This is a genomic window from Marinimicrobium sp. UBA4509 (assembly GCF_002388575.1).
Taxonomy (GTDB): Bacteria; Pseudomonadota; Gammaproteobacteria; order Pseudomonadales; family Cellvibrionaceae; genus Marinimicrobium; species Marinimicrobium koreense.
Genome location: NZ_DGMV01000060.1, coordinates 131,478 through 158,346 on the forward strand (window position 1 = coordinate 131,478; position 26,869 = coordinate 158,346).

Below are 26,869 nucleotides of genomic sequence, written 5' to 3' on the forward strand. Positions count from 1 at the left end.
TTAAGGCCCCGCCGATTGGTACGCCGTTTATACGCCCTGCTTGAGGTGGTAGTAAGCGGCGTTCTGGCGCAGTTCGTCTTTGAAGGTGCGCACTTTGGTGTCGTTGTCGATCACGACCGCTTCAACGCCGGCCATTTCGGCGAAGTCGATGATCTGCTCGGTGGTCACGCCCTGGCTGTACACGCTGTGGTGAGCACCACCGGCGTGAATCCAGGCGGCGCCGGCGATACCCAGGTTCGGGCGAGGCTCCCACAGGGCCGAAGCGACCGGCAGCTTGGGCAGGTCCGCTGGCGGGGCCACGGTATCCAGCTCGTTGACTACGATACGGAAACGGGTACCCAGGTCCACGGTGGTGATGTTCATGGCCGGGCCGGGCTTGCCGGTAAACTTGAGGCGAGCGATGTCCTTGCGAATCCCGATGGTGTGCAGGGCCACTTCCAGGCGCGGTTTCTGCGCGGCGATGGTCGGGCAGATTTCCAGCATGTGGGCGCCCAGCACCTGATCCCGCGTGCCCAGGTTGTAGGTGTAATCTTCCATAAAGGAAGTGCCACCTTCTTTGCCCTGGCTGATTACTTTTACGATCCGGGTCATGGCCGCGGTTTTCCAGTCACCTTCGCCGCCGTAGCCGTAGCCTTTGGCCATCAGGCGCTGGGTGGCCATACCGGGCAGGCCGGTCAGACCGGTCAGGTTTTCAAAGTTGTTGGTAAAGGCCTTGAAGCCGCCTTTTTCCAGAAAACGCTCCATGCCGATTTCCAGGCGCGCTTCGTTTTTGATCATGGCCATCTGGTGCTCGTCTTTCAGCACCTCGTCCGCCACTTCGTAGGTCTGCAGGTACTCATCGACCAGGGCGTTGGCGTCTTCATCGCTGACTGCGTCAACGACCTCGGCCAGATCACCCAAACCAAAGGCATGCACTTCGTAGCCGAAGTGAATCTGGGCCGCCACCTTGTCACCTTCGGTCACCGCCACCTGACGCATGTTGTCGCCGAAGCGGGCCACTTTCAGAGTCTGAGACTCGGCCCAGCCCATGGCGACGCGCAACCAGTCGTCGATTTCCTGCTGAACACGGTCCTGCTGCCAGTGACCGACCACTACGCGGCGATCCTGACGCAGACGGGTGCCAATGTAACCAAACTCGCGGTCACCGTGGGCACTCTGGTGCAGGTTCATGTAGTCCATGTTGATTTCGGCCCAGGGCAGCTCGGCGTTGAACTGGGTGTGCAGGTGCATGTAGGGCTTGTTCAGCGCCTTCAGGCCGGCAATCCACATCTTGGCCGGAGAGAAGGTGTGCATCCACAGAATCAGACCGACACAATTGCTGTCGTTATTCGCGCGCTGACAGACTTCCAGAATCTCGTCCGGAGACTTGACCGTCGGCTGGGCGACAATTTTTGCGGAAATCTTGTCCGAGCCGGTCAACCCGTCGGCAATTTGCTGGCTGTTCGCCGCGACCTGCTCCAATACTTTGGGGCCGTAGAGGTGCTGGGAACCCGTGACGAACCAGATTTCTTTATCACCGTAAATTTTCATAGCTGTAATCCTGAATAGGGCAGTTGCCGAAAAGGGTTAATCAATTCTGACCGTAGTAAGCGTTCTTGCCATGCTTACGCAGGTAGTGCTTGTCGATGATGGCCTGCTTGAGAGGCTGTACATCGGGGCGCAAAGTGCGGGTGAGGTAGGCCATTTTGGCCATCTCTTCCAGAATCACCGCGTGATACACCGACTGGGCTGCGTCTTTACCCCAGGTGAAGGGCGCGTGGCCGGCAATGATGCACATGGGGGTTTCCACCGGGCTGCGATCTTTGAAACAGTCGGTAATCTGTACGCCGGTTTCTTCTTCGTAGTCGCGTTTGATCTGCTCATCGCTCATCACCGCGGTCACCGGAATATCGCCGTAGGCGTAGTCGGCGTGGGTGGTGCCGTAGCAGGGAATCGGCTGCTGGGCCTGCGCCCAGGCGGTAGCGTAGGTGGAGTGCGTGTGAGTCACCCCGCCAATGCTCTCGAAGTGCCGATACAGATGGGTGTGGGTTTTGGTGTCCGAGGAAGGACGCATCTTGCCTTCCACTACATTATTGTCGAGGTCGACCACAACAATGTCGTCCACTTTCATATCTTCGTACGCCACACCACTGGGCTTGATGGCCACCACGCCCTTATCACGATCGATCTGCGATACGTTGCCCCAGGTGTACACCACCAGCTTGCGGTGGTGCAGCTCCATATTGGCTTCGAATACCTGCTCTTTCAGTTCGCGGTAGCTCATTTGCGCTCTCCTTCCACAAAGGCGCCCAGCGCCTGGTAATTCTGGTACAAACGATCATAAACGGCGGCGTTATCGGCGTTCGGCGTGTAGCTCTTGCACACGGGCGAAGCCATCACCTTCTGGGCCGCGGCCACATCCGGATGAACACCGGCAATGGTGGAGGCAAAAATGGCGGCGCCCAGGGCGCAGCTCTGCTCGCTTTCCAGTACATCGATCTGGCAGTTCCAGACATCCGAACAGACCTGCATGATGAAGTCGGATTTTTTGGAGATACCGCCGATCACCACCACAGAGTTGATCGCCACACCTTCGGACTTGAAACGTTCAATAATGGCGCGAGCACCAAAGGCGGTGGCCTCCACCAGGGAACGGAAAATCTGCGGAGCCTCGCTGCCCATTTTCAAGCCGGCGATGGCCATGGTCAGAGTCTGATCGGCATCCGGGGTGCGGCGGCCATTGACCCAATCCAGCGCGGTAATGCCCGTCTCGCCGGCGGGAATCTGGCTGGCGGCCTCGCCCAGGGCGGCGAGGGTTTTGTCTTCGAGCTCTTCGGCGAGTTTTGTGCGCGTGGCCTTATCAAGAGAGTCGCTGCTGGCCAACAGGGTCTGCACCGGCCAGTTGATCAGGTTGCGGAACCAGGCATAGAGGTCACCAAAGGCGGATTGACCGGCCTCCAGGCCCACCAGGCCGGGAATCACTGAGCCGTCCACCTGACCGCAGATACCGCGAATGCATTTATCGCCAATATCTTCATAGGTCGCGACGGTAATATCACAGGTAGAGGTACCCATCACCTTGGTCAGCACGCCGGGTTTGACGTTGGCCGCCACTGCGCCCATGTGGCAATCAAAGGCGCCAAAGCCGACCGGGATGCCCGCCGGCAGGCCCAGCTTGTCGGCCCACTCTTCGGTCAGGGGGCCCACGGTTTCGGCGGAGGTAAAGGTCTCAGCGGGCAGGCGATCACGCAGCCCGTCCAGCACCGGGTCCAGCCCGGTAAAGAAGTCGTTGGGGGGATAGCCACCCCAGCTTTCGTGCCACATCACTTTGTGACCCGCCGCGCAGCGACCCGCACGGAATTTGCTCGGATGGGTGGTGCCGGTCAGTATCGCGGGCATCCAGTCACAGTGCTCGACCCAGCTGTACGCGGCCTCGGCGACGGCGGGATCTGCTTTCATGACGTGCCAGGCCTTGGCCCAGAACCATTCGGAGGAGTAGATACCACCTTCATACTTGAGGTAATTGGGCTCGGACTTTTCGGCCGCTGCGGTAATGGCCTGGGCTTCTTTGATCGCAGTGTGGTCTTTCCACAGCACGAACATGGCGTTCGGGTTTTCGGCGAACTCAGGCTTCAGCGCCAGCGCGACGCCTTCGCTGTCCACCGGGACCGGTGTGGAACCGGTTGTATCAAAGCTGATACCCACTACCTGCTGCGCCGCGCCGGCCGGCGCCTCTTCCCAAAGGCCCTGTACGGCTTGCTCAACCCCTTCCAGATAATCCAGCGGGTGCTGGCGGAACTGGTTTTTGGCCGGTTCGGAGTAAAGCCCCTGGTTCCAGCGCTTGTAAGGCACCACGGTGGTGGCAACTTCCTGTCCATTGGCGGTGTCCACCAACAGTGCGCGAACCGAGTCGGAGCCATAATCCAGGCCCAGTGCATAAGACGTCATAGAACCATTACCTTTTATTTGCAGCACAGGAGTGTGCATCAGTTACCAATCTGTTTTGTATTATAATATGCGAAACCGTGTTTCTGTCAATGTTTTTCGTGGGCTCTGGCGACCAAGATGCTGGCATTGCAGCCACCCGACCAGGGAACGACCAACACCACGCGGCACCCCGTGAGCGCCCTACTCACTCGACCGAGGAATGACTTTATAAGTAATATAATATAAGGCCGTAGACGCGCAACATCAAGCCAAAAACCGGTAGCAGCCCCGTCTAAAGTTGTTGTTTTCAAGATTTTTGGCCCTATAAAACGAAAAAGGCGCCTAAATAGGCGCCTTATAGTCTTAAAAATCATATGACCAAAAAAGGATAACAGATCGCTACCGAGCCCTCTGGCGCACCGCCTCAAACAGACAGACCCCGGTGGCGACCGAGACGTTCAGACTGCTGACTGTGCCCGCCATGGGAATATTGATCAGAAAATCGCAGGTTTCCCGGGTCAGGCGACGCAGCCCCTCCCCCTCAGCCCCCATGATCAGGGCGATTGGGCCTTTCAGATCACTCTGATAGACGGACGCACTCGCTTCACCCGCCGCGCCCACCAGCCAGATGCCGGATTCCTGGAGTTTTTTGAGGGTGCGGGCCAGATTGGTCACCGGCACAAAGGGTAGAACCTCCGCCGCACCACAGGCCACCTTGCGGGCCACCGGGTTGAGGCCGGCCGACTTGTCTTTGGGCGCGATCACCGCATCCACCCCGGCCGCTTCGGCGGTACGCATGCAGGCCCCCAGGTTATGGGGGTCCGTCACACCATCGAGCACCAGCAGCAGCGGCGGGTGGTCCAGCTCACTCAACCGCTGAAACAGAAAGCCTTCATCGTGGACCTGCCCGGGCCGACAGTTCGCCACTATGCCCTGGTGGTTTTCACCTTCGGCCAGGGCATCCAGCTTGCCCCGCCCCATCGGCTGAACCGACACGCCTTGCGCCTCGGCCAGTTTCAGGATTTTCTGCAGACGCTGGTCGCCGCGCCCTTGCAGGCAGTACAGCTCCAACACCCGCTGCGGGGCACTTTTCAACAGCGCCTGCACCGAGTGCAGGCCAAAGACGATTTCACTCTTACTCACAGATGGTTCCGGCTCTGAATCTTCGATCAATCACCGGGCCGGTCATTACTGCCGCCGGCCCGACTCAACGCCCTCTGGCGAAGGCTGCACAGGTTTTCAAACCAGTGGTTATCTCTTCTTCGTAAACTTAGCCAGCGCTTTTTTAAAGCCAGCTGCCGCCGACGCAAGTAGAGACCGGCTCTCAGTCGGTTGAGTCGCTTTCTCCGATCGAACTGTTCCAGTTTTCTTCGAATGCGCAGTTTTCTGACTTTCCTGTTTACCATGACGTTGTCCGGATGAACCTCGTTTGGATGAACGGGACGGGCCACGCTCGTCGTTGCCACCCCGCGAGCGGCCACGGCCTTTGCCCTTGCCCGACTTTTTGGGGACGGCATCCCGCCCATCAGCGGCGGGAGGACGGGCATTGGTTTTGCCCTTGCCTCGACGGGTCGCGGTGACCGACTCCATTTCAAAATCAATTTTGCGACTGTCCAGATCGACCTGCACCACTCGCACCCGGAGCTCATCACCCAGGCTGAACACCTTGCGGGTGCGATCGCCCACCAGTCGGTGCTGGGCGGGCTCGAACCGGTAGTAGTCGTGCGGCAGTGCCGTGATATGGACCAACCCTTCGACGTACAGATCCTTCAACTCGACAAACAAGCCAAAACCGACCACCGAGGCCACCACGCCGTCGAACACCTCGCCGACATGATCTTGCAGGAATTCGCACTTGAGCCAGCTGGCCACATCCCGGGTGGCTTCGTCCGCGCGCCGCTCGGTCATGGAGCAGTGCTCGCCCAGAGCAACCACATCCCCGGTTTCATAGGGGTAGATCTCTTTGCGGGACAGCGGCTTGGCACCTTCGACCCGCGCGACATTGGCGGTTTGGCGGTCGCTGCGGATGACAGACCGGATGGCCCGGTGAACCAGCAGGTCCGGGTAGCGACGGATCGGTGAGGTAAAGTGGGTGTAGGCATCGAAGCCGAGACCGAAGTGACCTTCGTTGTCCACCTGATAGACCGCCTGGCGCAGGGTGCGCAGCATGACCATCTGAATGAGATGGCTGTCCGAGCGGCCCTGAATCTGTTGCATCAGTGCCTGGAAATCGGCCGAACTCGGGTCTGCGCCGCCACCGAGGCCAAGACCCAGCTCGCCCAGAAACTCGCGCAAGTTGGCGAGCTTCTCTTCGGTCGGCCCCTGGTGCACCCGGTACAGACAGGTGATCTGGTGCTTCTCCAGAAAGCGCGCGGTGCACACGTTGGCGCACAGCATGCACTCTTCGATCAGCTTGTGCGCATCGTTGCGCTGAACCGGGACAATCCGGTCGATTTTGCGGTCTTCGTTGAAGACGATCTGGGTTTCAACGGTTTCAAAGTCGATGGCACCGCGCTCATCCCGAGCCTTGCGCAGGACCTTGTAGAGCTTATGCAGGCTGTGCAGTTGCGGCAGCACTTCCTTGAACTCCTGGCGCAGCGGATGCTCATCATCGCCATCGGCCTGAAGAATGTCCCACACCTGGTCGTAGGTCAGCCGCGCATGGGAGTGCATGACGCCTTCGAAGAACTTGTAGCTGGTGATCTTGCCCTCGGCGTCGAGATTCATCTCGCACACCATGCACAGGCGGTCGACCTTCGGGTTCAGGGAGCACAGGCCGTTGGAGATGGCCTCTGGCAGCATGGGCACCACATAGTCCGGGAAATACACCGAGTTGCCACGTTTGCGCCCCTCGACATCCAGCGCGCTGTTGCAAGGAACGTAATGGGACACATCGGCAATCGCGACGGACAGACGCCAGCCGCCGCCTTTGCGCTTCTCACACAGCACCGCGTCGTCAAAGTCCCGGGCGTCGGCGCCATCAATGGTGACAAACGGCAGGTGGCGAATATCGACCCGGTGTTGCTTGTCTTTTTCCTGCACGGTGTCGGACAGCGCTTCGGCTTCGCTCAGCGCCTCGGCGGGCCACTCGCTGGGAATGCCGTGAGACTGGATGGCCAGCTCGATCTCCATCCCGGGTGCCATATGGTCACCCAGCACCTGAATGACCATACCGGTCGCCGGGCGTTTCTTGTCCGGCTGCTGGGTAATGGCCACCACCACGATCTGACCGGACTTGGCATCACCTTCGGCGCCGGGCGGAATCAGAATGTCGTGGGTAATTCGCTGATTTTCCGGCGAAACGAACTGCACCCCGTCCTCGCGAAAGAGGCGACCGGCCAGCTGTTCCGTGTTGCGCGAGAGGACTTCAACAATCGCAGCCTCATCCTTGCCCCGGTAGGAGCCAGTGACACGGACCAGTACTTCGTCGCCATCGAACACCCGGCGCATCTGACGGTTGTGTAAATAGAGGTCATTGCCGCCCTTGGCGGGAATCACAAAGCCGTAGCCATCTTTATGACCCTGGACGCGGCCACGGATTACATCAATTTTGTCCAGCCGGGCGAAGGCGCCGCGGCGGTTGCTGACCAGCTGCCCGTCGCGGGCCATGGCGATCAGGCGCCGGCGTACGGCCTCAACCTGGTCCTCGTCGCGAAGGTCGAGCATCTCGCAGACTTCCGGGTGCGTCACCGGGCCCGGGGCGTCTTCCAACAATTGCAGAATAAATTCGCGGCTGGGCACGGGGTTATCGTATTTCTGTGCTTCTCGCTCAGCGTAGGGGTCGTGCTTCGGGTGTTTCTCTTTGCTCAAAACGGATATCCTGTAACGGAAAATGAATGCCCCTTGTGAGGGCCAATAGTAAGTCGCCTACGGATGATATGGACGGAAGCCTGAGAGGTTTCAAGGCCGAGGTAGGCGCAGAAAGAGCCCTTTTGGGGGCAATTGGTTGACTGTTTGCCGACATTATAGGCCAGTTAGGCCCATAAACCCATGGATGAGTTCAGTTTAGTCCAAAAAAATTTAATTTCCTGACATCCGAACCGTTGACAAGGCCCATATTCGACATTATAGTGCGCGTCCTCGGCTGATGACACGCCGAGCGAATCACCTGCCCAGGTGGTGAAATTGGTAGACACGCTAGCTTCAGGTGCTAGTGACCTTACGGTCGTGGAGGTTCAAGTCCTCTCCTGGGCACCACATTAAAGAACCGAGCCAAATGGCTCGGTTTTTTTATGCCCACTCGAGGACCAAGGTCCTCTAGTTCTCCGCGTGCTGTGTGACTGTCGGATTACGGCCGCTGGCCTAATCCGACCTACTGGGCTGCTGGGTGGTTTTCATTCTACGAGTAGGTCGGATTAGCCCCGCAGGGGCGTAATCCGACAATGCGCCGACAGTACTTACTGCAGGTTGAAGTACAAGGTGGGGGCCCGTTTCGGGTCGTCCGCCTGACTGTCGTAGAAGGTGGCCTCCAAAGCGCCGAGCGGACGGATCAGCAGCCCCTTGGTGGTGCCATCCAGCAGACGCTGCATGACTGGTCGTGACAGGGTTATGTGGGTTTTTCCTCCGCGCTCCGCGGCCGGCTCTACGTCAAACACCATCTGGCCGTTGACCAGGGTCTCCAACGGTTCTTCGCGCGCGAACCCCTGAAAGGTGAGTTCTTTCTGATCCCATTGCTCCGGGCCGCCCATGACTTCGAACACCCGGATTTTATCGAACTCGACGCCCAGGTCTTCCTCATAGGCGGCGACGTAGTTCCCTCCCTTCTGCACCGACTGGGTGGTAAGCTCCAATACGCCCGCCCCGTCGGCTTCAGCGTTATTTAATGCCGACAGATCCCAGCGCAGCAACACCCACTGGTCGGCGCTGACCGTCAACACGGGGACCTTCGTTCCTTTCTCCTCTGTATGCCAACCATCAAAGTTGACCATCGGGTAATCCCGGTTCAGGACAACGTCGTGATCAGCGGGGCGATGCTGGGTGAAGGTATCCAGTGCCGGGATGGGCGGATGGTACACCAGCGGTTCTCCCACATCCGCCTCGGCATCGGCCGCCCGCACTACGTCTGCACGGTAGTAGTCCACGTCCACATGGTACTGGCCGAGGCCCCAGTCAGTGGCGCTGAGCTGGACATTCAGGTCGTCGCCCGGCACGGCATCCAACCCTTCAGTGGTCATACTGATGGTGTGCCACTCGGTGGTATTGGGAATGTCGTATTCCCGCAGGTGTTGATGAAAATCCGTGGTGCGTTGGGTATTGATCATGAAGTTTACCCGCCGCGGCGCATCACTGACGCGGATACGCGCCTCAATGCGCAGCTCGTAGTCGGGGCTGGCGAGTTTCTCCATATCCAGATGCGGTGCGACATTGCGTTTGATGATGGACCACCAGACGTTGTGCTGATCATCGGTGGCATCGACTTCCATGCGTGCATGGCCGTCGAGCGGGACAAAGTTCAGGCGCGCGTCACCGTCGCCGGTGAAGTACTGCCAGTCGGGGTGTATTTCATTGCCCTCGAAGTGATCGACGAATTGGGCGTGGGCCGCCGGGGCCAATAGAGTGACAAATAATATGGAAAGGGGAGCGAGAGATTTCATGCTGGCCTTTTGCTGTTCTTGGTGAGATTAAAAGTTGTCGGATTACGGCCGATGGCCTAATCCGACCTACGGGGAACGGGCCGCTTGGTAGAGTTTGTCGGATTACGCCCCTGCGGGGCGAATCCGACCTACTCGGTGTTGGCGGGCGCTGCGCAGTGTTTGGCGATGAATTCTGAGTGCTTCGGCATATACTCCACGGATTTGTTGATCACATTGCGAATACTCTCCAGGCGTCGGGCAATTTCATCTTTCGACAGAGTATCTACAATCGGGTGGTAGCCTTCCGCCTTCAGGCCCTGACCGTGCATCACCTCCAGCCAACTGGTCTCGTTGAACAGTTCTTCATTGGTGCGGAAGATGCGACCGTTTTTCCGATAGTGATTCATTTTCTGTTTCAGGGTATCGGGTACATCCATGGTCCGACAGTAATTCCAGAACTCGGAGTCGTCGCGCTGGGTTACGTGATAGTGGGCGATCAGGAAGTCCCGGATGCGGGTATATTCGAAATCCACCTGGCGGTTGTATTCGTCGATATCTTCCTGATCAAAATTCCGGTTTGGAAACAGGCTCATCAATTTGGCGATCCCGGACTGCACCAGATGAATGCTGGTGGACTCCAACGGCTCCATAAAACCACTGGCCAGCCCCAGTGCCACACAGTTTTTATTCCAGAATTTCAAGCGTTTTCCGGTGGTGAAGCGAATGAACTTCGGATCCGCCAGCGGCTCACCATCCAGGTTCTTCAACAGGGTATCCGCCGCTTCATCGTCACTGATAAATTGACTGCAATAAACATGGCCGTTGCCGGTGCGATGCTGCAGGGGAATTCGCCACTGCCAGCCCGCCGAATGAGCGGTGGAGCGAGTATAGGGCACCGGCTCCGCCACTTTAGCGCAGGGGACGGCCACCGCGCGATCGCAGGGCAGCCAGCGCGACCACTCCTCGTAGCCTGTTTTCAGTGCCTGCTCGATCAGCAGCCCCCTGAAGCCGGAGCAATCGATAAACAGATCGGCTTCCAGGGTTTCACCGTCATCCAGGGTAATTGATTCGATAAACCCGTCACCCGGACGGAGCGATACCCGCTCGATTTTGCCTTCCCGACGACGCACTCCGCGCTCCATGGCATAGTCTCGCAGGAACATGGCGTAGCGGGCCGCATCAAAGTGAAATGCATAGGCAATACGGGATAAGGGCGAATTCCCCGCATCCACCGGACGCATGAACCGCCCCTGTTCGACCGCCTGACAGTTCAGCGTGTAGGCGTCGATATTGGGGGCTTCGCCGGCCTGGAACAGTTTTAGCCAGTAGTGGTAAAACTGCACTCCCTCCATATCCTTGCCGACTTCACCAAACGCATGAAGATAACGCTCGCCAATGTGCCCCCAGTTGACGAACTGAATCCCCAACTTGAAGGTTCCCTGGGTGCGTCGGATGAATTCATTCTCATCCAGGCCGAGCATCTGGTTGAACAGCTGAATCTGGGGGATGGTAGCCTCCCCTACGCCGACCGTGCCGATCGAGTCCGACTCCACCAATTGGATGTCGCAGTACTGGTTCTTCAGAACCTTGGCCATTGCCGCTGCGGCCATCCAGCCGGCGGTGCCACCACCGACGATCATCACTTTACGAACACGGTTGTCCATCGTCATTACCTCTGTCAATCACACAACTGCCGGGCAGTGGTGTTGAATCACCTGTTTCAGGGTCGGCATGCGTTCGGCCGCCGATACCAGTGTGTCATAGATACGTTGATGCTTGCGCCGCAAGTCGTCCGCCGACGCCTCCGCAAGCAGATTGTCCGCCGAGGCGGAACGCCAGCCCAGCCCGATCAGCAATGCCAACTGGGTTTCATCCGGCAGGGGCTCCTGATCCCGGTGCCAGAGCCGGCCAAAGGATTCAAACACCTGAAGGCGCCAGCGCAGCGATTCGGTCACCGCCTCTGATCGGGGGTCATCAGCGAGGATCAGCAATTCGTGCAGTTCCCGCCAGCTTTCAAACAGCGCCCGGTCCCGTCGATTGAACTCGCTACGAAGCGCGGGCCGACCGGCCGCATCCGGCAACAGCTCAAGCCATAGCAGGAGTGACTGACAGGCACGATGCCACTCCGAACAGAGCAGTTCCCCGGGCTGTCCCGCCGCCCGGCCCAGGGCCAGGCAGTTATGCCGCCAGGGCGTTTCGCGCTGCCCCCACTGCAGCGGATATTTCACCCAATCGCAGTCTTGGGATTGCATTTTTGCTGTGGCTTGCTCGGCAGCCTCACCCGGCGATACCCATCGCTCCACGACCCCGCTTTGCTGAGTATCTGCCGCGCGCTGCCAGCCCCAAACCTGTTGAGTCAATGTACTGTAGGGCATCCAGTCCAAGGTTGTTCCACCCCGGCCCACCCAGTGGTGCGACCACAGAGCGGACGCCTCCTCAAATGGCACGCCCAAACCCTGCCCAATCAGTAACGCCTCGTCGCCCGTCGCGTCCAGGTAAAAATCGCCCTGCACCGACTCGTCATCATCCAGGCGTAAACGCTGAATGCCGAACTGCGGATCCGCTTCGACGCTCAACCGGGTGCAGCGTACCGCAGACACGCCCAGAGAGTCCGCATACTCGGCCAACAGCGCTCCCATTGCGCGTTTGTCGAGGGTCATCCCGTAGCGCAGCGTGGATTTGACCGAGCGAGGATCATTGACCGGGAAATCAAACCGCCCCCGTCGCGCCGCCTGGGTAGCCAGGAAATGCTCATTAAAACGGGCCTGCTTGTCCGGGGCGTAGGCCCGGAAAAACTCATGCTCGAAACTGGCCGGCGCGGCCGGGATTCCATGGCGGCCATAGGGCATGAAGAATTCGCCCTTGGTCCCCTGCCCCAAGACTCCGAGAGAAAACAGTCCCTGGGCGCGAACCATCAGGTCCCGTTCCGGCAACCCGACCATCGCCAGCCACTCCAGAAAAGGCGGCTGAGCGACTTCCACGGGTGAAACATCGTCTTCGCCCGTGCGAATCCAGGTCACACGAGCGCCATAGCGGGAGAGAAACCGTGCCAGTGTCACCACCGTCCCGGCGGCGACCAGTCCGTTACCCACGACCACAAGGTGCTCCAGGTTGGCTTTATCCATAGCGGCCTCCGTATAGACTCATGGGAGCCGCCGCACTGGGTGCAACACCTCCACGGGCCAACACCTCCCGATGCAGAGGCAGGGCCTGGGCAGTGCGATTCAGGTGGTTCGCCAACTGCTCCAGCGGCCCCTTGAGCGAGGCAACCGGTTGCTGGGCGACCCGAGGGTCAATCGCCTCGGGATTCAGTCCCTGCCCCAGATAAACGGCGAGCCAACTGGGGGGCGCAAACAATCCCTGATCGTAAAACTCGATTGTCGCGGACTCCTTGAACAGGGCGATTTTGCGCTGCAGCCCCTCGGGTACCGACATGTGGGCACAGTCCTGCCAGAATTCCGAGTCTTCGCGTTGATTGAGGTGATAGTGCAGAATGATGAAGTCCCGAACCCGCTCATACTCCAGACTCATCCAGCGGTTGAACGCCTCGCGCCCCACCGCGCCACTTTCGCTATTGGGGAAGAATTCCACCAGTTTGAAAATGGCCATTTGAATCAGGTAGATACTGGTGGACTCCAACGGTTCCAGAAAGCCGCTGGATAGCCCAATGGCAATGACGTTTTTATCCCAACTGCGCGCCCTCGCCCCCGCCTCAAAGCGAATCAGGTTGGGGTCGCTCTGAGGTGCGCCATTGAGCGAGCCAATCAATTGGGCGCAAGCCTCATCGTCACTGATGGACCGACTGTCGTATACCTGGCCATTACCGGTCCGCTCCTGCAAAGGGATACGCCATTGCCACCCGGTGGTGGTAGCCGTCGAGCGCGTGAACGATGGCGGCTCTGAAAGCGCACCACTGGCGATCGCCACGGCCCGGTCACAGGGGAGCCAGTGCTTCCAGCTGTTGAATGGCACACCCAGTGTCTGCCCCAGTAACAGCGAACGAAAGCCGGAGCAGTCAATAAACAGATCACCCTCGATGCGCTCTCCGGACTCCAGAGTGAGCGCCGCAACACCACCATCAGACTCGCGCGGAATAACCGACTGTATCCGACCTTCGGTGCGGGTAACACCACGCTGCTCCGCATACGCACGCAGATACCCTGCGTAGCGGGAAGCATCCAGATGGAACGCATAACCATAGCCGAATTCAGAGTGCTCGGGCGGCGGCGCAAAACGGCCGAGCCGGGCGGCCTGTGCCGCCAGAGAAAACGCATCCAGGTTAAGCTCGGGCCACTCATCCCGGGTGCGCAACCAGTAATGATGGAAGTCGATGCCGTCGATATCACCACCAAACGCACTGAAGGGATGCAGGTAACGGCTGGTCTCGCGTCCCCAGCCAACAAATTCAATGGCCAGCTTGTAGGTCGCCTGAGTGGCGCGAATGAACTCGCGCTCATCAATGCCCAACAACGCGTTGAAATAGCGGATGTGTGGAATCGTAGCCTCACCGACACCGACGGTGCCGATCTGCTCGGACTCAATCAGTTGCAGGCTTACCCGGGAGGGTAGCAACCGTGCCAATGCCGCCGCACTCATCCAGCCCGCCGTGCCGCCGCCCACGATGACAATACGCTGGGGTCCTACCGTCATGCTGATTGCCTCACTGCGATTATTATTCAATACCGGCATTATCCCGACTCAGCAGAGCCTGAGCAAACCATAAAAAAAGGCGCAACCGATTAAGGTTGCGCCTTTCTTGGCCCGGGTCCAGCCGTGTGTTTAGAACACGGCTTTCACGGTCAGAGCCACACGACGGTCATTGACGAACCAGGAGCGGCCGGTCTCGCGACCTTCACCATCCAGTGTCATCAGGGTTTCCGTCTGGGTGTTGGCCAGGTTGGTACCCTGCAGGCCGATGGAGATTTCATCGGTCAGCTGGTAAGTCACCGAGCCATCCAGGAAGCCCGCGTCGTTGTTCCAGATCGGCTGGCCACTGATCACGTCACGAGTGGTCACCAGATACTTGGAGCGCCAGTTGTAAGCCAGGCGCGCCGACCAATCGCCCTTCTCATACATCGCTACGAGGTTGGCGGTGTGCTCAGACTGGCCACGCAGGGGAAGACCAGACAAGGCCGCCGGATCGAATGCTTCCAGACCAGGCTGCGGCGTCGGGTTATCTTCCGGGTCCGCTTCGGTGGCGATACCGCTGCCAGAGAAGTTCGGAATACCTTCGGAGTCGATGTAGGTATAGTTCGCCTGGATACCAAAGCCATCAAACGGTTCTGGCAGCATGTCGTAGAACTGCTGGTAAGCCAGCTCGATACCCTGCAGCTTACCTTCCTCACCGTTGCGGGTGGTGGTGAACTCAACCGTCTGAGTCGTTCCGGTGCTCGGGTTGGTGAAGGTTCTCGGCAGCGCACCTTCGATAAAGAAGTTCTTGAGATCTTTATAGAAGATACTGGCAGTCAACGAACCGACCGGTGCGAAGTACCACTCCAGAGAGGCATCCCACTGAATGGACTCCATGGGCTGCAGCGCCGGGTTACCACCGTTACCGGTCCAGACGACATCGCCGACTGACAGGATGTCGGTACCGCTGTCTTCGGGTCCGGGTTCAACCGGGGCGTCTTCATCGATCGGCACACGGGTGGTGTTCAAGCCACGAGCACCCAACACAGCCTGGTTACGCACTTCCGACATATCCGGCAGCGCAATAGCCTTGGACACGGCAAAGCGGCTGATCAGATCGTCGGTCAGCTCAACCTTCAAGTTGAAGCTTGGCAGTACACCGTCCCATTCAGCGGTTTCACCCAGCTCGTTTTCATCGTAGTCGTTACCGAAGGCTTTCTCGGTATCGCTCAACCAGTTGTTGGCATCGCGAGAGTAGGACAACAGAGTGTTGACTTCATCCAGCCAGTCCTGCTCCGACTCAAACAGCGCCGGATCGAACGGTCCCACCTGATCTTCCGCCCACTTGCGGATGGCGCCGCGGTCGGTCAGATCGGTTGGCGCACCATCCGGATACGGCTGACCAATCAGGTCAGGGAACTGCACCGAACCGGCCGCATCGCGGGTCAGCTCAACATAGCGCAGACCGATGTTACCGCTGTAGCGTACAGCAGACGCATCGGAACCGAAGTCCAGACGAACATAAGCCGCTTTGTTGGTTTCGGTGGTGTCATAAACTTCTGCCGGAGCAAAATAAGTGCCCGGAATCACCTCATCACGAGTGGCATACGGCTCCCAGACACCCTCGGCGCCCGGGTTGTTCTGGGGCAGAGTACGACCGGCGATGACGTCTTTCAACAACTGTTCGGAGGGGAAGATGAAGCCGTCACCGGGGATAGCCACTACGTCACCGCGGTGGAAGTCGGACCAGTCGACATATTCAAAATCGTCGCGGATTTCCGGGTCGAGCTCGGACAACCACAGCGCACCTTCGCCACCGTTCGGCGCCCACTCGGCACCGATGTGACCCCAGTTATAGGAGGTGCTACGAACGATCTGGTTACGCTCGGCATAGCGCACACCGGCCTTGACAGAGCGGAAGAAATCGCCATTGTCGAGGTAGTGGGTCATGTCGAACCGGGCAGCCCGGGATTCACCCTCGGAGCGCTCGTAGTGGTCCATGGCCGAACGCAGCCAGTAGGAATCCAGATCCTGGAAGTAGTTGCTGTCGCCTGCCGGGTCGTTGGAGAAACCCGGGAAATCGGTGTCGTACCACTCAGGATTGGCGTCGCGACGACCATCCCAGGGTTCAACAATGGCCAGGCGAGGCGTATCACCCAGCAGGCTGAAGTTCTGCAGCGCGTACAGGCCGCTAGCAACCTGCAGGTCGTCATCTTCGGTGGTGGCATCGACAAACTGTAAATCACCCTCGAATTCCCACGCGTCGCTCGGAGTCCACTTCACGTTGAAGCTCAGATCGTCCACGATGGTGCGGGTGTCTTTGTAGCGGGTATCGGCCTGGAACTTCTGACCGAAGTAATCGTTGGTGGTGGCATAGCCTTCCGGCGCATCGCCTTCACCTTCCCAGCCGCGGGGTACACGGCCTTCACCGCCGCGCCAGCCACCACCGTCGGTGATATAGCCGGATTCAAAGATGCTGTCGCTGTCGAACGCAAACTCGGTGCCAGGGTACGGACGGGCACGACGGCTCTCGCTCACGGTGCCATCGTCATTCTCTTCACCGTAGCCACCCTGGTATTTAACGGCATTCTCTTTCCAGCTCAGACGGGCGTCGGAGCGCAGGAACTCGGCGGTCGCTTCCAGGGTTTCATCGGGGCTGGCCCACTGAACGGCAGCGGCAAAGCCCTGACGGACCCGGTCATCTTCTTTGGTGAAGAAGTTCGAACCGTTGGTCATCCACACTTGGCCATCTTCCATGGCAACGCTCTCGGGCGCTCCCAGGGTGGCTGCCTGGTACTTCACGAAGGCATCACTCTGGATACCGTGGGAGGTACCGATCAGCTCGGAGTAGGAAGCGTTCACCAGAAGGCCGAACTCACCCAGGTCCTCCGTCATCCAGCGGTTGCTGTACAGCGCGGATACCGTGGGGGAGGCCTCTTCGGCCATATCGCCATAGGAGACATCGCCGGTAAAGGCGATCATCTGGCCATCCTGATCGAAGGGTTTACGGGTTTTCAGACTGACCGTACCACCAATACCACCTTCAATCATGTCGGCAGACTGGTTTTTGTACAGGTCAACACCGGCCATCAGTTCCGGCGGCACGTCCTGGAAGTTCAGGCCACGACCGGAGTTGGCGGTAAAGGAGTCGCGACCGTTGAACTCGCTTCGGGTGGCACTCATACCGCGAATTACCGCGCCACTGCCTTCAACACCGAAGTGATCCGGGTCATCCGGGGCCTGGAAGCGCTCAATCGATACGCCGGGCATACGCTGCATGGCTTCGAGCACGCTGCGGTCAGGCAGTGAGCCGATGTCTTCTGCGGAAATGGCATCGACAAAAGTGTCTGCGTTGCGTTTGATGTCCTGGGCGTTTTCCAGGTTCTGGCGAACGCCGCTGACGACGATTTCTTCTAGGAGAGGAGACTCTTCAGACGCGTTTTGCGCCAAAGAGGGTGAACCCATTGCCATAACACACATGGCAAGCATCGACTTTTTGAAGGTGATGCCTTTCTTAACGTTGTCGCGATAAACCATAGCGCTTTACCCCGTTGTTATTATGTAACACAGTATCGACCGGCAGCGCGCCCAGAGGAACTCAACTGCCTGCAAACACTTACCTGATTATTCTGTAATAGTCATTCAGACCACTATATCGATAGTGCACCATGTTCAACTAATAGTCAAATAGTAAATTAGACGAAAATGTGGCATCTGTAACCTCCCTTTATGAGACCTGTCTCTCAGCCTTGAATACTGCCTGATACGCCGTTTTGTCATACAATACGGACCAACACTCGACCTTTATGCCTTGCATCGCTATAATCGCGGCACCCGCTACCCCCTCCGGTTCTGAGCGGATAGCGGACCGTTCCTAGAAGGTTTCAGGAAGATTTGCGCAAAATCACTACTATTTACTAACCACCAATCGGGATGTGTACTGTGGCCAACAACAATCCATCTACTACGCGACCACACAGCCGAGTCGAACCCCTGAACGAGCCGGACAACGTTCTTCCGGGGCTTTCCATCGACAACCTGATTTTCGGCCTGGATCACGGCCAGCTCAAAATCATGCTGGTCAAGCACAATGTGGGCCCAGGCAAAGGCAAGTGGGCACTTCCCGGTGGGTTTATCAAACAGAATGAGAATCTGCGCGACGCCGCCGCCCGCCTGCTGGAAGAGCTGACCGGGGTGCGCGACCTCTACCTGGAACAGTTGAAAACCTTCGGTCGGGTGGACCGCTTCCCCAACGAGCGGGTGGTCACCATTGCCTACTACGCCCTGGTAAGCGCCGAAAACTACACCCTGGTGGCAGGCCGGAATACGTCCGACGCCATGTGGTTCGACGCCAAGGACCTGCCCGAGTTGATTTACGACCACTCCGAGATCGTCGATCACGGCCTGAACTTCCTGCGCCACAAAGTCTGCCACGAGCCCATCGGCTTCAACCTGCTGCCGGAGAAGTTCACCCTGCTGCAACTGCAGGAGCTGTACGAGGCCATCCTGGACGTCAAGCTGGACAAGCCCAACTTCCGCCGCAAGATGATGAAGATGAACCTGCTGGCACCCTGCAACGAAAAGCAGAAAGGCGTACCGCACCGGGCGGCAAACCTGTACCGGTTCGATTCGGCGGCCTATGAGCGCCTGACCGATAAAGGGTTTTCGTTCGAGTTTTGATAACCCCGAATCCCGGGCATCGGTGGGTGACGGTCCGAGGCCTCCGAGACGTCGGACCGATCCTCCCTATGTCAAATACGGCACCAAGCGTTATGTAGGGTGAATCGATCCGACGTTCCGGAGTGCCAGGCATCTGCCACTTCCAGCCCCAAAAGCTTTCCCCGAGTTTTCACCCTTGAAGATTTTTTCCTCCCCCTTGTAATCCATTGCTCAGTCCTTTAATCTTATTGTTTGTTTGACTAGAAGATAATATGCGGTTCATCCGCATTGACCAACGGGTGTTTCCTACTATGCCGTTTTCCCGCCTACTGACAGGCGCACTTGTCTCAGGTTTACTGGCCGGGACCGCTGCACCGACTCTCGCACTGGAAGGCCCGGACTACGTCAGCCACAGCCCGTCGGCCGGCGCCCTGAGCCTGGTCGGCAAGGAACACATCGCCAATCTCTACGTCGATCCCAATGATGATCCCGGCGTTCGCCGCGCGGTGCGCGATCTTCAAGCCGACATCCAGCGGGTGACGGGAAAGCAGCCCCAGATTGTGCGCAGCACCGAAGGGCTCGGCAGCCATGGGGTGATCATCGGCACCCTCAGCGGCAGTTCCCTGATTCAACAGCTGGTTGAGGCCGGTAAGCTGGATGTCTCCCCTATTGAGGGCGAGTGGGATGCCTACCATATGGAAGTGGTGGAAAACCCCCTGCCCGGCCTGGACAAGGCGCTGGTGATTGCCGGAGCCAACAAGCGCGGCGCCATCTACGGTACCTACGATGTGTCCGAGGAAATCGGGGTGTCTCCCTGGTACTGGTTCGCCGATGTACCCGCACAGCAACACGACCACCTTTACATCGATGGTCATCTGAACCTGCAGGACCAGCCCAAGGTGAAGTACCGGGGCATCTTCATCAATGATGAGGCCCCCGCCCTGACCAGCTGGGTGCAGGAAAACTACGGCGACTACAACCACGACTTCTACGAACACGTGTTCGAGCTGATTCTGCGCCTGAAAGGCAACTTCCTCTGGCCCGCCATGTGGAACAACGCCTTTGCCGACGACGATGAGCAGAACATGATTCTGGCGGACGAGTACGGCATTGTGATGAGCACCTCCCATCACGAGCCGATGATGCGCGCCGACAAAGAGTGGAACCGCTACGGCGAAGGCGCCTGGGAATACTCCACCAACCCGGACAACCTGTACGAGTTCTGGGTGGATGGCGCCGAGCGCAACAAACCCTACGAAAGCGTCTACACCCTGGGCATGCGCGGCCAGGCCGACACCCCCATGAGTGAAGGCCAGAATATCGAACTGCTGGAGCGTATTGTCGACGACCAGCGCGAGATTCTGAAAAACGTGTTTGACGATCGCCCCATTGAAGACGTTCCCCAGGTCTGGACACTCTATAAAGAGGTTCAGTACTTCTACGAAAAAGGCATGCGGGTACCCGACGACGTCACCCTGCTGTGGGCGGACGATAACTGGGGCAACATCCGCCGTCTGCCGACCCCGGAAGAACGCGACCGCAGTGGCGGCGCCGGTGTGTACTACCACTTCGATTATGTGGGCGGGCCCCGCTCCTATCGCTGGATCAACGTGACCCCGATCGCCAAAGTCTGGGAACAGATGAATCTGGCCTGGGAGTACGAAGCCGACCGCATCTGGATCGTCAACGTGGGCGACATCAAGCCCATGGAATACCCCACCGAATTTTTCCTGCGCATGGCCTGGGACCCGGAGTACTGGAACCGCGAGCGCCTGCCGGAATTCGGACGCCTGTGGGCCGAGCGGGAATTCGGCGCCGAGTTCGCCGAGCCCATTGCCGAGCTGGTGACTGGCTACACCCGGCACAATGGCCGCCGCAAACCGGAGCAACAGAGTGCCGATACCTACAGCCTGTTGAACTATCGTGAAGCCGAACGTATCGAGCAGGAGTTGGCCACACTCACCGAGCAGGCCAACGCCATTTATGCGCAGTTGCCAGAGGCTCGGCGCGATGCCTTTGATCAGTTGGTGCGCCACCTGGTACGCGCCAGCGCCAACGTCACCCGCATGTATATCGACCAGGCCCGCAACCAGTTGTTTGCCGAGCAGGGTCGGGCCAACGCCAATGACTACGGGGAACGGGCCCGGGAGCGCTTCCGCCACGATGCCGAGCTGGAGGATCATTACCACACCGAGATCAGTGACGGTAAGTGGAATCATATGATGTCCCAGCCGCGCATTGGCTACACCCACTGGAACAACCCGCCGGAGAACACCGCGCCGCTGATCTACGACTACCAGCCCCACAGCAAACCCGACATGGGCGTGGCCGTGGAAGGCATGGAGAAGGCCTGGCCGGTACCCGGCGCCTACACCCTGCCCACCTTCAGCCCCTATGGCACGAAAAGCTACCGGATTGAGGTGTTCAACAAAGGCACCGCACCGTTCGACTTCAGCGCCGAACCCAGTGATGAGTGGATTCAGGTCAGCCAGCGCGAAGGCACCGTGAACGAGCTGGTCACCCTGGAGGTCAGTATCGACTGGGATCAGGCACCGGCCGGCTCCCACCAGGGTCACGTATTTGTGAAGGGCACCGGCTGGGGCGGCGCCCGCGTGCAGGTGGAAACCTTCAAACCCGCCCCCCGCGTGGCCAGACAGGTGAAAGGCTTCGTCGAAACCAATGGCTACGTCAGCATTGAAGCCGGGAACTTCCATCGTAAACAGGACCGGAGTGGGCACCGCTGGGAGGTGATTCCGCAGCACGGGCGCACCCAATCGTCGATCAGTACCTTCCCGATTTCGGACACAGAGTTTGAAGATCCGGCCGAAAGCCCTTATGTTGAGTACGACATTTACTTCTTCAGCACCGGTGAATTTGACGTACACGGGCTGTTTGCCCCCAGCCTGAACCTGGTGCCGGGGCGCGGCCTGCGCTATGCCATCGCCTTTGATGACGCCGAGCCCCAGGTCGTGGACATCCTGGAAGACCTGAGCAGCGAAGCCTGGGAAACCGCCGTCAGTGACGGTGTGCGTCGCTCGGTGAGCACCCACACAATCCGCGAGCCGGGGCTGCACACCCTCCGGATCTATCGGGTCGACCCGGCGGTCACGCTACAGAAGTTGATGATTGACACCGGTGGTCTGAAACCCAGCTACCTGGGGCCACCGCAGAGCGAACGCCGCTGAGCGCGCAAAGGACGACAACGAATGAGCATGACACTATGAAGATTACCGACGCCAAAGTCATACTGACGTGCCCGGGCCGCAACTTCGTGACGGTGAAAATCACGACCGAAGACGGCCTCTACGGCATTGGAGATGCGACCCTGAACGGCCGGGAGAAATCCGTGGTCTCTTACCTGGAAGACTACGTGCTGCCCGCCCTGATCGGCCGCGATGCCCAACGCATTGAAGACATCTGGCAGTTTGTCTATCGCGGCCCCTACTGGCGTCGCGGTCCCGTGGGCATGACGGCGCTGGCGGGTGTGGACGTCGCCCTGTGGGACATCAAAGCCAAAGCGGCCAATATGCCCCTGTACCAGCTCCTGGGTGGCCGCAGCCGCGACCGCATCATGACTTACACCCACGCCAATGGCGAGGACATTGAAGCGACATTGGCCGCCGTTGAAAAAGCCCGCAAACAGGGCTATCAGGCGATTCGCGTGCAGTGCGGCATTCCCGGCATCGACAAGATTTACGGCGTGCCCAAGGGCGGAAAGGCCTACGAGCCCGCCGATGCCGATCTGCCCTCGGAAGAGAGCTGGTCCACGCACAAGTACCTGAACTTCATTCCCCGGGTGTCTGAGGAAATCCGCCGCGAATTTGGCCCGGACCTGCACCTGCTGCACGACGTGCACCACCGTCTGACGCCGATCGAAGCCGCGCGCTTGGGTAAAGAGCTGGAGCCCTACCACCTGTTCTGGCTGGAGGACGCGGTACCGGCAGAGAACCAGGACGTGTTCAAGCTGATCCGCCAGCACACCACCACCCCCCTGGCGGTGGGCGAAATCTTCAACAGCATTCACGATTGCCGCGAGCTGATCCAAAACCAACTGATCGACTACATCCGCACCAGCGTGGTTCACGCCGGCGGGATTACCCAGATGCGCCGTATTGCCGACTTTGCCAGCCTCTGGGGTGTGCGTACCGGCAGCCACGGAGCGACCGATCTGTCTCCGGTGTGCATGGGCGCGGCCCTGCACTTCGATTACTGGGTGCCCAATTTCGGCGTACAGGAGCACATGCCCCACAGCGAGCTGATGGAGTCTGTGTTCACCCGCGCCTACCAATTCGAAGACGGCTTTTTCACGCCGGGAGAGACTCCTGGCCACGGCGTGGACATCGACGAAGTCGAGGCGGCGAAGTACCCCTACAAGCGGGCCAGCCTCCCCGTTAACCGACTGGAAGACGGAACGCTGTGGCACTGGTAACTCAGCCCGGCGCCGTTCCGTTCGACGTTTGACTCAATAGATGATTGACCAAAAAGAGAGATATCACGTGACCGACACCAACCCCAAATCTCAGCAGAAGTTCTCCTCGGCGCCACTGGTGACGCACATGTACACCGCTGACCCGTCGGCCCATGTGTTCGAGGGAAAAATCTACATCTACCCGTCTCACGATGTGGAGGGCGGGGTGCCATTCAATGATGACGGCTCACACTTCTGCATGGAGGACTACCATGTGTTCTCCATGGACAAGCCCTTCGGGGAGGTGACCGACCACGGCCTGGCGCTGTCGGTAAACGACGTCCCCTGGGCGGCCCGTCAGATGTGGGCGCCGGACTGCACTGAGAAGGACGGCAAGTATTACTTCTACTTCCCCGCCAAAGATCCGGACGATGTGTTCCGTCTGGGTGTTGCCGTTGGCGATCGCCCGGAAGGCCCCTTTGAGCCGCAGCCCGAAGCCATCAAAGGCAGCTTCAGTATCGACCCCGCCGTGTACAAAGACGGTGACGACTACTACCTGTACTGGGGCGGCATCTGGGGCGGCCAGTTGCAGCGCTGGGTCAACGGCACCTTCAGCCAGCAGGACCAGTACCCCGCCGACGACGAGCCGGCCCTGTGCCCGAAAATCGCCAAGCTGCGCGACGATATGCTCGAGTTCGCCGAAGAGCCACGGGATATTCTGCTGCTGGATGAAAACGGCGAACCGCTGAAAACCGGCGATAACGCCCGACGCTATTTTGAAGGCCCCTGGGTACATAAATTCAAGGACACTTACTACTTCTCCTATAGCACCGGCGACACTCACTGCATCGCCTATGCCACGGGTGACAGCCCCTATGGGCCTTTCACCTACAAGGGCATCATGCTGGAGCCGGTGCTCGGTTGGACCAACCACCACTCAGTGGTGGAGAAGGACGGGAAGTACTACCTGTTCTACCACGACTGTGAAATCTCGGGCGGTGAGACGCACCTGCGCAACATCAAGATGGCCGAGTTGATTCACAACGAAGACGGCAGCATCCAGACTGTGAGTGCGTTTGAAAAGTAGTCTCGTAGGTCGGGTTAGCGCGCAGCGCGTAACCCGACATCCCGCACCCAGCGTCGGATTACGGCCTGCGGCCTAATCCGACCTACTTCTTCTTGGCCAACGGATTCGGCAAATCGGTAATGGTTCCGGCCGCCAACTCCCCGGCCAGGCCCACCGTCTCGTGCAAGGTCGGATGCGCGTGCACCGTCATCGCCAGATCTTCGGCCGAGGCGCCGAACTCCAGCGCCAGGCTCAACTCACCCAGCAACTCCCCGGCATTCAACCCGACAATACCGGCGCCCAACAGCTGATCGTTTTCCTTGCGATAAATCAGCTTGGTTTTACCTTCACTGCGGCCGGCACCCAGGGCCCGACCACTGGCCGCCCAGGGGAACACCGCCGTGCGATACTCGACGCCCTGCTCCTTCGCCTCTTTCTCGGTCAGGCCCACCCAGGCCACTTCCGGATCGGTATAGGCAATGGAGGGAATGCAGCGCGGTTCCACAATATGGTGGCCGGCAATCACCTCGGCGGCGGCATGGCCCTCGTGGCTGGCCTTATGCGCCAGCATCGGCTGGCCAATGATGTCGCCAATGGCGTAAATGTGCGGCACATTCGTCTGCAGCTTCTCGTTGGTGTGGATAAAGCCGCGCTCATCCACTTCAACGCCCGCCTTGTCGGCGCCAATTTTCTTGCCGTTGGGCGCGCGGCCCACCGCCACCAGAATGGCATCGTAGTTCTGGTCCTTGTCCGGCGCGTTCTTACCCTCAAAGCTCACCTTAAGGGCCGTCTTGTTGGCCTTCACATCGGTAACCTTGGTGGACAGCATCACATTGAAGTTGTCCTTGTTGTACTTGCTGTACACCTGCATCAGGTCTTTGTCCGCCGCCGGAATCAGCTGATCGGCGAACTCCACCACATCCACGGTACTGCCGAGGGCTTTGTACACCGTTGCCATTTCCAGACCGATAATGCCTCCCCCGACCACCAGCAGCTTTTTGGGCACCTCGGGCAGCTCCAGCGCGTCGGTGGAATCCCACACCCGCGGGTCGTCATGGGGAATGAAGGGCAGCTTCACCGGCTGGGAACCGGCGGCGATAATCGCATTCTCAAACTCCACCTCAGTGGTCTTGCCATCGTGGGTGACTTTCAGTTTGTGGTCGCTTACAAACTCGCCCACGCCCTGCACCACCTGTACCTTGCGCTGCTTGGCCATACCGGCCACGCCCTGGGTGAGTTTACCCACCACGCCTTCTTTGAACTTGCGGATCTCATCCAGATCAATCTTGGGCTTGGAGAAGGTCACGCCGATGTCCTTGCCGTGGGTGCCCTCATTGATCACCTGGGCGACGTGCAACATCGCCTTGGAGGGAATACAGCCCACATTCAGGCACACGCCGCCCAGGCTGGGGTAGCGTTCCACCAGGACCGCGTCCATTCCCAAATCCGCCGCCCGGAAGGCCGCCGAGTAGCCGCCTACGCCGCCACCCAATACCAAAACCTGTGTCTTCAGAGTGTCTGCCACGGGAACTGTCTCCTGTTGTCGGTTCGATGCAGCCCCTGATACTAATGACTCTGGACCCAAAAGCCAATAAACTGGCCCCCGACAGCCCGAAACAACCATAAACGCGCCCAGGACAAAGGCCACGGCATGAGCGAACCCCGCGGACAATTTTCCTCCAAAATCGGCTTTCTGATGGCCGCCTCCGGCTCCGCGGTGGGGCTGGGCAATATATGGGGTTTTCCCACCCAGGCCGCCAGCAACGGCGGGGGCGCCTTTGTGCTGGCCTACCTCGTGCTCGCCTTCCTGCTCGCCTACCCGGCCCTGATGGCCGAACTGGTGATCGGCCGCCACGCCCGCGCCAATATCGTCACCGCCCTGGACCAACTCGGCGAGCGCCCCCTCACCAAGCACCTCGGCCGCGCCGTGGGCTACTATGGCGTGCTGATTGCCGGGCTGATTCTGAGCTTTTACGCCATCGTCGCCGGGTGGATGCTGGCGGAGTTCGGCAAACCCGTGGCGCACCTGATCGGTTGGAGCGGCGCCGAACAATGGCTGGGCGGCGATAGCCTAGTCCGCAACCTGCTGGTGTGCGGCATCTTCACCGCTTTTACCGTGGCCATCATCGCCAAAGGCGTGGAAGATGGCATCGAAGCCTGGTCCACCCGACTGATGCCTCTGCTGTTTATCATTCTGCTCGGGCTGATTCTCTACGTTCTGGTGCAACCCGGCGCCACCGATGGCCTGAAAACCTACCTGATCCCCGACTTCCGCCAACTGGCGGACCCCGGCCTGCTGCTCAGCGCCATGGGCCAGGCGTTCTTCTCGCTCTCGCTGGGCGTGGGCACCATGCTGATCTACGGCTCCTACCTGCGCAAAGACGACAGCCTGCCGCGCATGGGCGCCGCCGTCACCCTGCTGGACATCAGCATCGCCTTCACCGCCGGGCTGCTGATTCTGCCCGCCATGTACGTCGCCCAACACCAGGGCATCGTCATCTACGGCGATAACGGCGAACTGCTCGCCGGGCCCGGTCTGATTTTTCAGGTGCTTCCCAGCCTGTTCGCGAACATGGGCGGGGCCGGTACCTGGCTGAGCATCGCCTTCTTTGCCCTGATGAGCATCGC

The 26,869-nt window shown here is 59.2% G+C and carries 16 protein-coding genes and 1 tRNA gene; 6 read left to right on the forward strand and 11 right to left on the reverse strand.

Features of this window, described 5'->3' with window-relative positions:
* Positions 1-27: 27 nt before the first annotated feature.
* The 5 genes from araA to rnr all read right to left on the reverse strand — a co-directional run bounded on the left by araA (position 28) and on the right by rnr (position 7,716).
* The gene (araA, locus tag B3520_RS11915; RefSeq protein ID WP_024462380.1) at positions 28-1,530 is read right to left on the reverse strand and encodes an L-arabinose isomerase; all 1,503 of its coding nucleotides are present in this window, start codon (positions 1,528-1,530) and stop codon (positions 28-30) included.
* A 40-nt stretch (positions 1,531-1,570) separates the two neighbouring features.
* Positions 1,571-2,263, reverse strand: a complete 693-nt coding sequence (araD, locus tag B3520_RS11920) for an L-ribulose-5-phosphate 4-epimerase AraD (RefSeq protein WP_265367162.1) — start codon at positions 2,261-2,263, stop codon at positions 1,571-1,573.
* Positions 2,260-3,927, reverse strand: a complete 1,668-nt coding sequence (locus B3520_RS11925; RefSeq protein WP_286806054.1) for a ribulokinase — start codon at positions 3,925-3,927, stop codon at positions 2,260-2,262. The genes araD and B3520_RS11925 overlap by 4 nt, the downstream gene beginning before the upstream one ends.
* Positions 3,928-4,305: 378 nt before the next feature.
* Positions 4,306-5,049: a 23S rRNA (guanosine(2251)-2'-O)-methyltransferase RlmB gene (rlmB, locus tag B3520_RS11930; RefSeq protein WP_286806056.1), complete on the reverse strand. Its 744-nt coding sequence runs from the start codon at positions 5,047-5,049 to the stop codon at positions 4,306-4,308.
* A gap of 108 nt (positions 5,050-5,157) precedes the next feature.
* Positions 5,158-7,716: a ribonuclease R gene (gene rnr / locus B3520_RS11935; RefSeq protein ID WP_286806058.1), complete on the reverse strand. Its 2,559-nt coding sequence runs from the start codon at positions 7,714-7,716 to the stop codon at positions 5,158-5,160.
* 300 nt (positions 7,717-8,016) lie between these two features.
* Here rnr and B3520_RS11940 point away from each other — a divergent pair.
* Positions 8,017-8,103 (forward strand) — tRNA-Leu (locus tag B3520_RS11940).
* 200 nt (positions 8,104-8,303) lie between these two features.
* Here B3520_RS11940 and B3520_RS11945 read toward each other — a convergent pair.
* The 5 genes from B3520_RS11945 to B3520_RS11965 all read right to left on the reverse strand — a co-directional run bounded on the left by B3520_RS11945 (position 8,304) and on the right by B3520_RS11965 (position 17,645).
* Positions 8,304-9,500, reverse strand: coding sequence for a hypothetical protein (locus B3520_RS11945; protein ID WP_286806060.1), 1,197 nt, complete (start codon positions 9,498-9,500; stop codon positions 8,304-8,306).
* A 128-nt stretch (positions 9,501-9,628) separates the two neighbouring features.
* On the reverse strand, positions 9,629-11,143 hold the full coding sequence (locus B3520_RS11950) for a tryptophan halogenase family protein (RefSeq protein ID WP_286806062.1): 1,515 nt from the start codon (positions 11,141-11,143) through the stop codon (positions 9,629-9,631).
* 18 nt (positions 11,144-11,161) lie between these two features.
* Positions 11,162-12,604 (reverse strand): tryptophan 7-halogenase, encoded by a 1,443-nt coding sequence (locus tag B3520_RS11955; protein ID WP_286806064.1) that lies wholly within the window; start codon positions 12,602-12,604, stop codon positions 11,162-11,164.
* Positions 12,597-14,129: a tryptophan halogenase family protein gene (locus tag B3520_RS11960; RefSeq protein ID WP_286806066.1), complete on the reverse strand. Its 1,533-nt coding sequence runs from the start codon at positions 14,127-14,129 to the stop codon at positions 12,597-12,599. The genes B3520_RS11955 and B3520_RS11960 overlap by 8 nt, the downstream gene beginning before the upstream one ends.
* A gap of 129 nt (positions 14,130-14,258) precedes the next feature.
* Positions 14,259-17,645 carry a TonB-dependent receptor gene (locus B3520_RS11965; RefSeq protein ID WP_246004439.1) on the reverse strand — a complete coding sequence of 1,129 codons (3,387 nt, stop codon included), beginning with the start codon at positions 17,643-17,645 and terminating at the stop codon, positions 14,259-14,261.
* A gap of 405 nt (positions 17,646-18,050) precedes the next feature.
* Here B3520_RS11965 and B3520_RS11970 point away from each other — a divergent pair, with 405 nt between their 5' ends.
* From B3520_RS11970 to B3520_RS11985, 4 genes are all read left to right on the forward strand, one after another.
* Positions 18,051-18,788, forward strand: coding sequence for an NUDIX hydrolase (locus tag B3520_RS11970; RefSeq protein WP_024462366.1), 738 nt, complete (start codon positions 18,051-18,053; stop codon positions 18,786-18,788).
* Positions 18,789-19,078: 290 nt separating this feature from the next.
* Entirely contained in the window at positions 19,079-21,952 is a 2,874-nt protein-coding gene (locus B3520_RS11975; protein ID WP_286806069.1) for a glycosyl hydrolase 115 family protein, read from the forward strand.
* Positions 21,953-21,987: 35 nt separating this feature from the next.
* On the forward strand, positions 21,988-23,196 hold the full coding sequence (manD, locus tag B3520_RS11980; protein ID WP_286876129.1) for a D-mannonate dehydratase ManD: 1,209 nt from the start codon (positions 21,988-21,990) through the stop codon (positions 23,194-23,196).
* A 127-nt stretch (positions 23,197-23,323) separates the two neighbouring features.
* Entirely contained in the window at positions 23,324-24,262 is a 939-nt protein-coding gene (locus B3520_RS11985; RefSeq protein ID WP_246004454.1) for a glycoside hydrolase family 43 protein, read from the forward strand.
* An 82-nt stretch (positions 24,263-24,344) separates the two neighbouring features.
* Here B3520_RS11985 and lpdA read toward each other — a convergent pair whose 3' ends face one another.
* On the reverse strand, positions 24,345-25,766 hold the full coding sequence (lpdA, locus tag B3520_RS11990) for a dihydrolipoyl dehydrogenase (protein ID WP_123639053.1): 1,422 nt from the start codon (positions 25,764-25,766) through the stop codon (positions 24,345-24,347).
* Between the two features lie 126 nt (positions 25,767-25,892).
* Between lpdA and B3520_RS11995 the strand changes: the two genes are divergently transcribed.
* The coding region (locus B3520_RS11995) for a sodium-dependent transporter (RefSeq protein ID WP_286876132.1) at positions 25,893-26,869 on the forward strand (977 nt) is incomplete at its 3' end.

Excerpts from the sequence above, each read along its gene's own strand:
- B3520_RS11975 (WP_286806069.1), top strand. The coding sequence starts at position 19,079 with ATGCCGTTTTCCCGCCTACTGACAGGCGCACTTGTCTCAGGTTTACTG.
- araA (WP_024462380.1), bottom strand. The coding sequence starts at position 1,530 with ATGAAAATTTACGGTGATAAAGAAATCTGGTTCGTCACGGGTTCCCAG.
- B3520_RS11950 (WP_286806062.1), bottom strand. The coding sequence starts at position 11,143 with ATGGACAACCGTGTTCGTAAAGTGATGATCGTCGGTGGTGGCACCGCC.
- B3520_RS11985 (WP_246004454.1), top strand. The coding sequence starts at position 23,324 with ATGTACACCGCTGACCCGTCGGCCCATGTGTTCGAGGGAAAAATCTAC.
- B3520_RS11955 (WP_286806064.1), bottom strand. The coding sequence starts at position 12,604 with ATGGATAAAGCCAACCTGGAGCACCTTGTGGTCGTGGGTAACGGACTG.
- B3520_RS11945 (WP_286806060.1), bottom strand. The coding sequence starts at position 9,500 with ATGAAATCTCTCGCTCCCCTTTCCATATTATTTGTCACTCTATTGGCC.
- araD (WP_265367162.1), bottom strand. The coding sequence starts at position 2,263 with ATGAGCTACCGCGAACTGAAAGAGCAGGTATTCGAAGCCAATATGGAG.
- B3520_RS11925 (WP_286806054.1), bottom strand. The coding sequence starts at position 3,927 with ATGACGTCTTATGCACTGGGCCTGGATTATGGCTCCGACTCGGTTCGC.
- manD (WP_286876129.1), top strand. The coding sequence starts at position 21,988 with ATGAAGATTACCGACGCCAAAGTCATACTGACGTGCCCGGGCCGCAAC.
- B3520_RS11965 (WP_246004439.1), bottom strand. The coding sequence starts at position 17,645 with ATGGTTTATCGCGACAACGTTAAGAAAGGCATCACCTTCAAAAAGTCG.
- B3520_RS11960 (WP_286806066.1), bottom strand. The coding sequence starts at position 14,129 with ATGACGGTAGGACCCCAGCGTATTGTCATCGTGGGCGGCGGCACGGCG.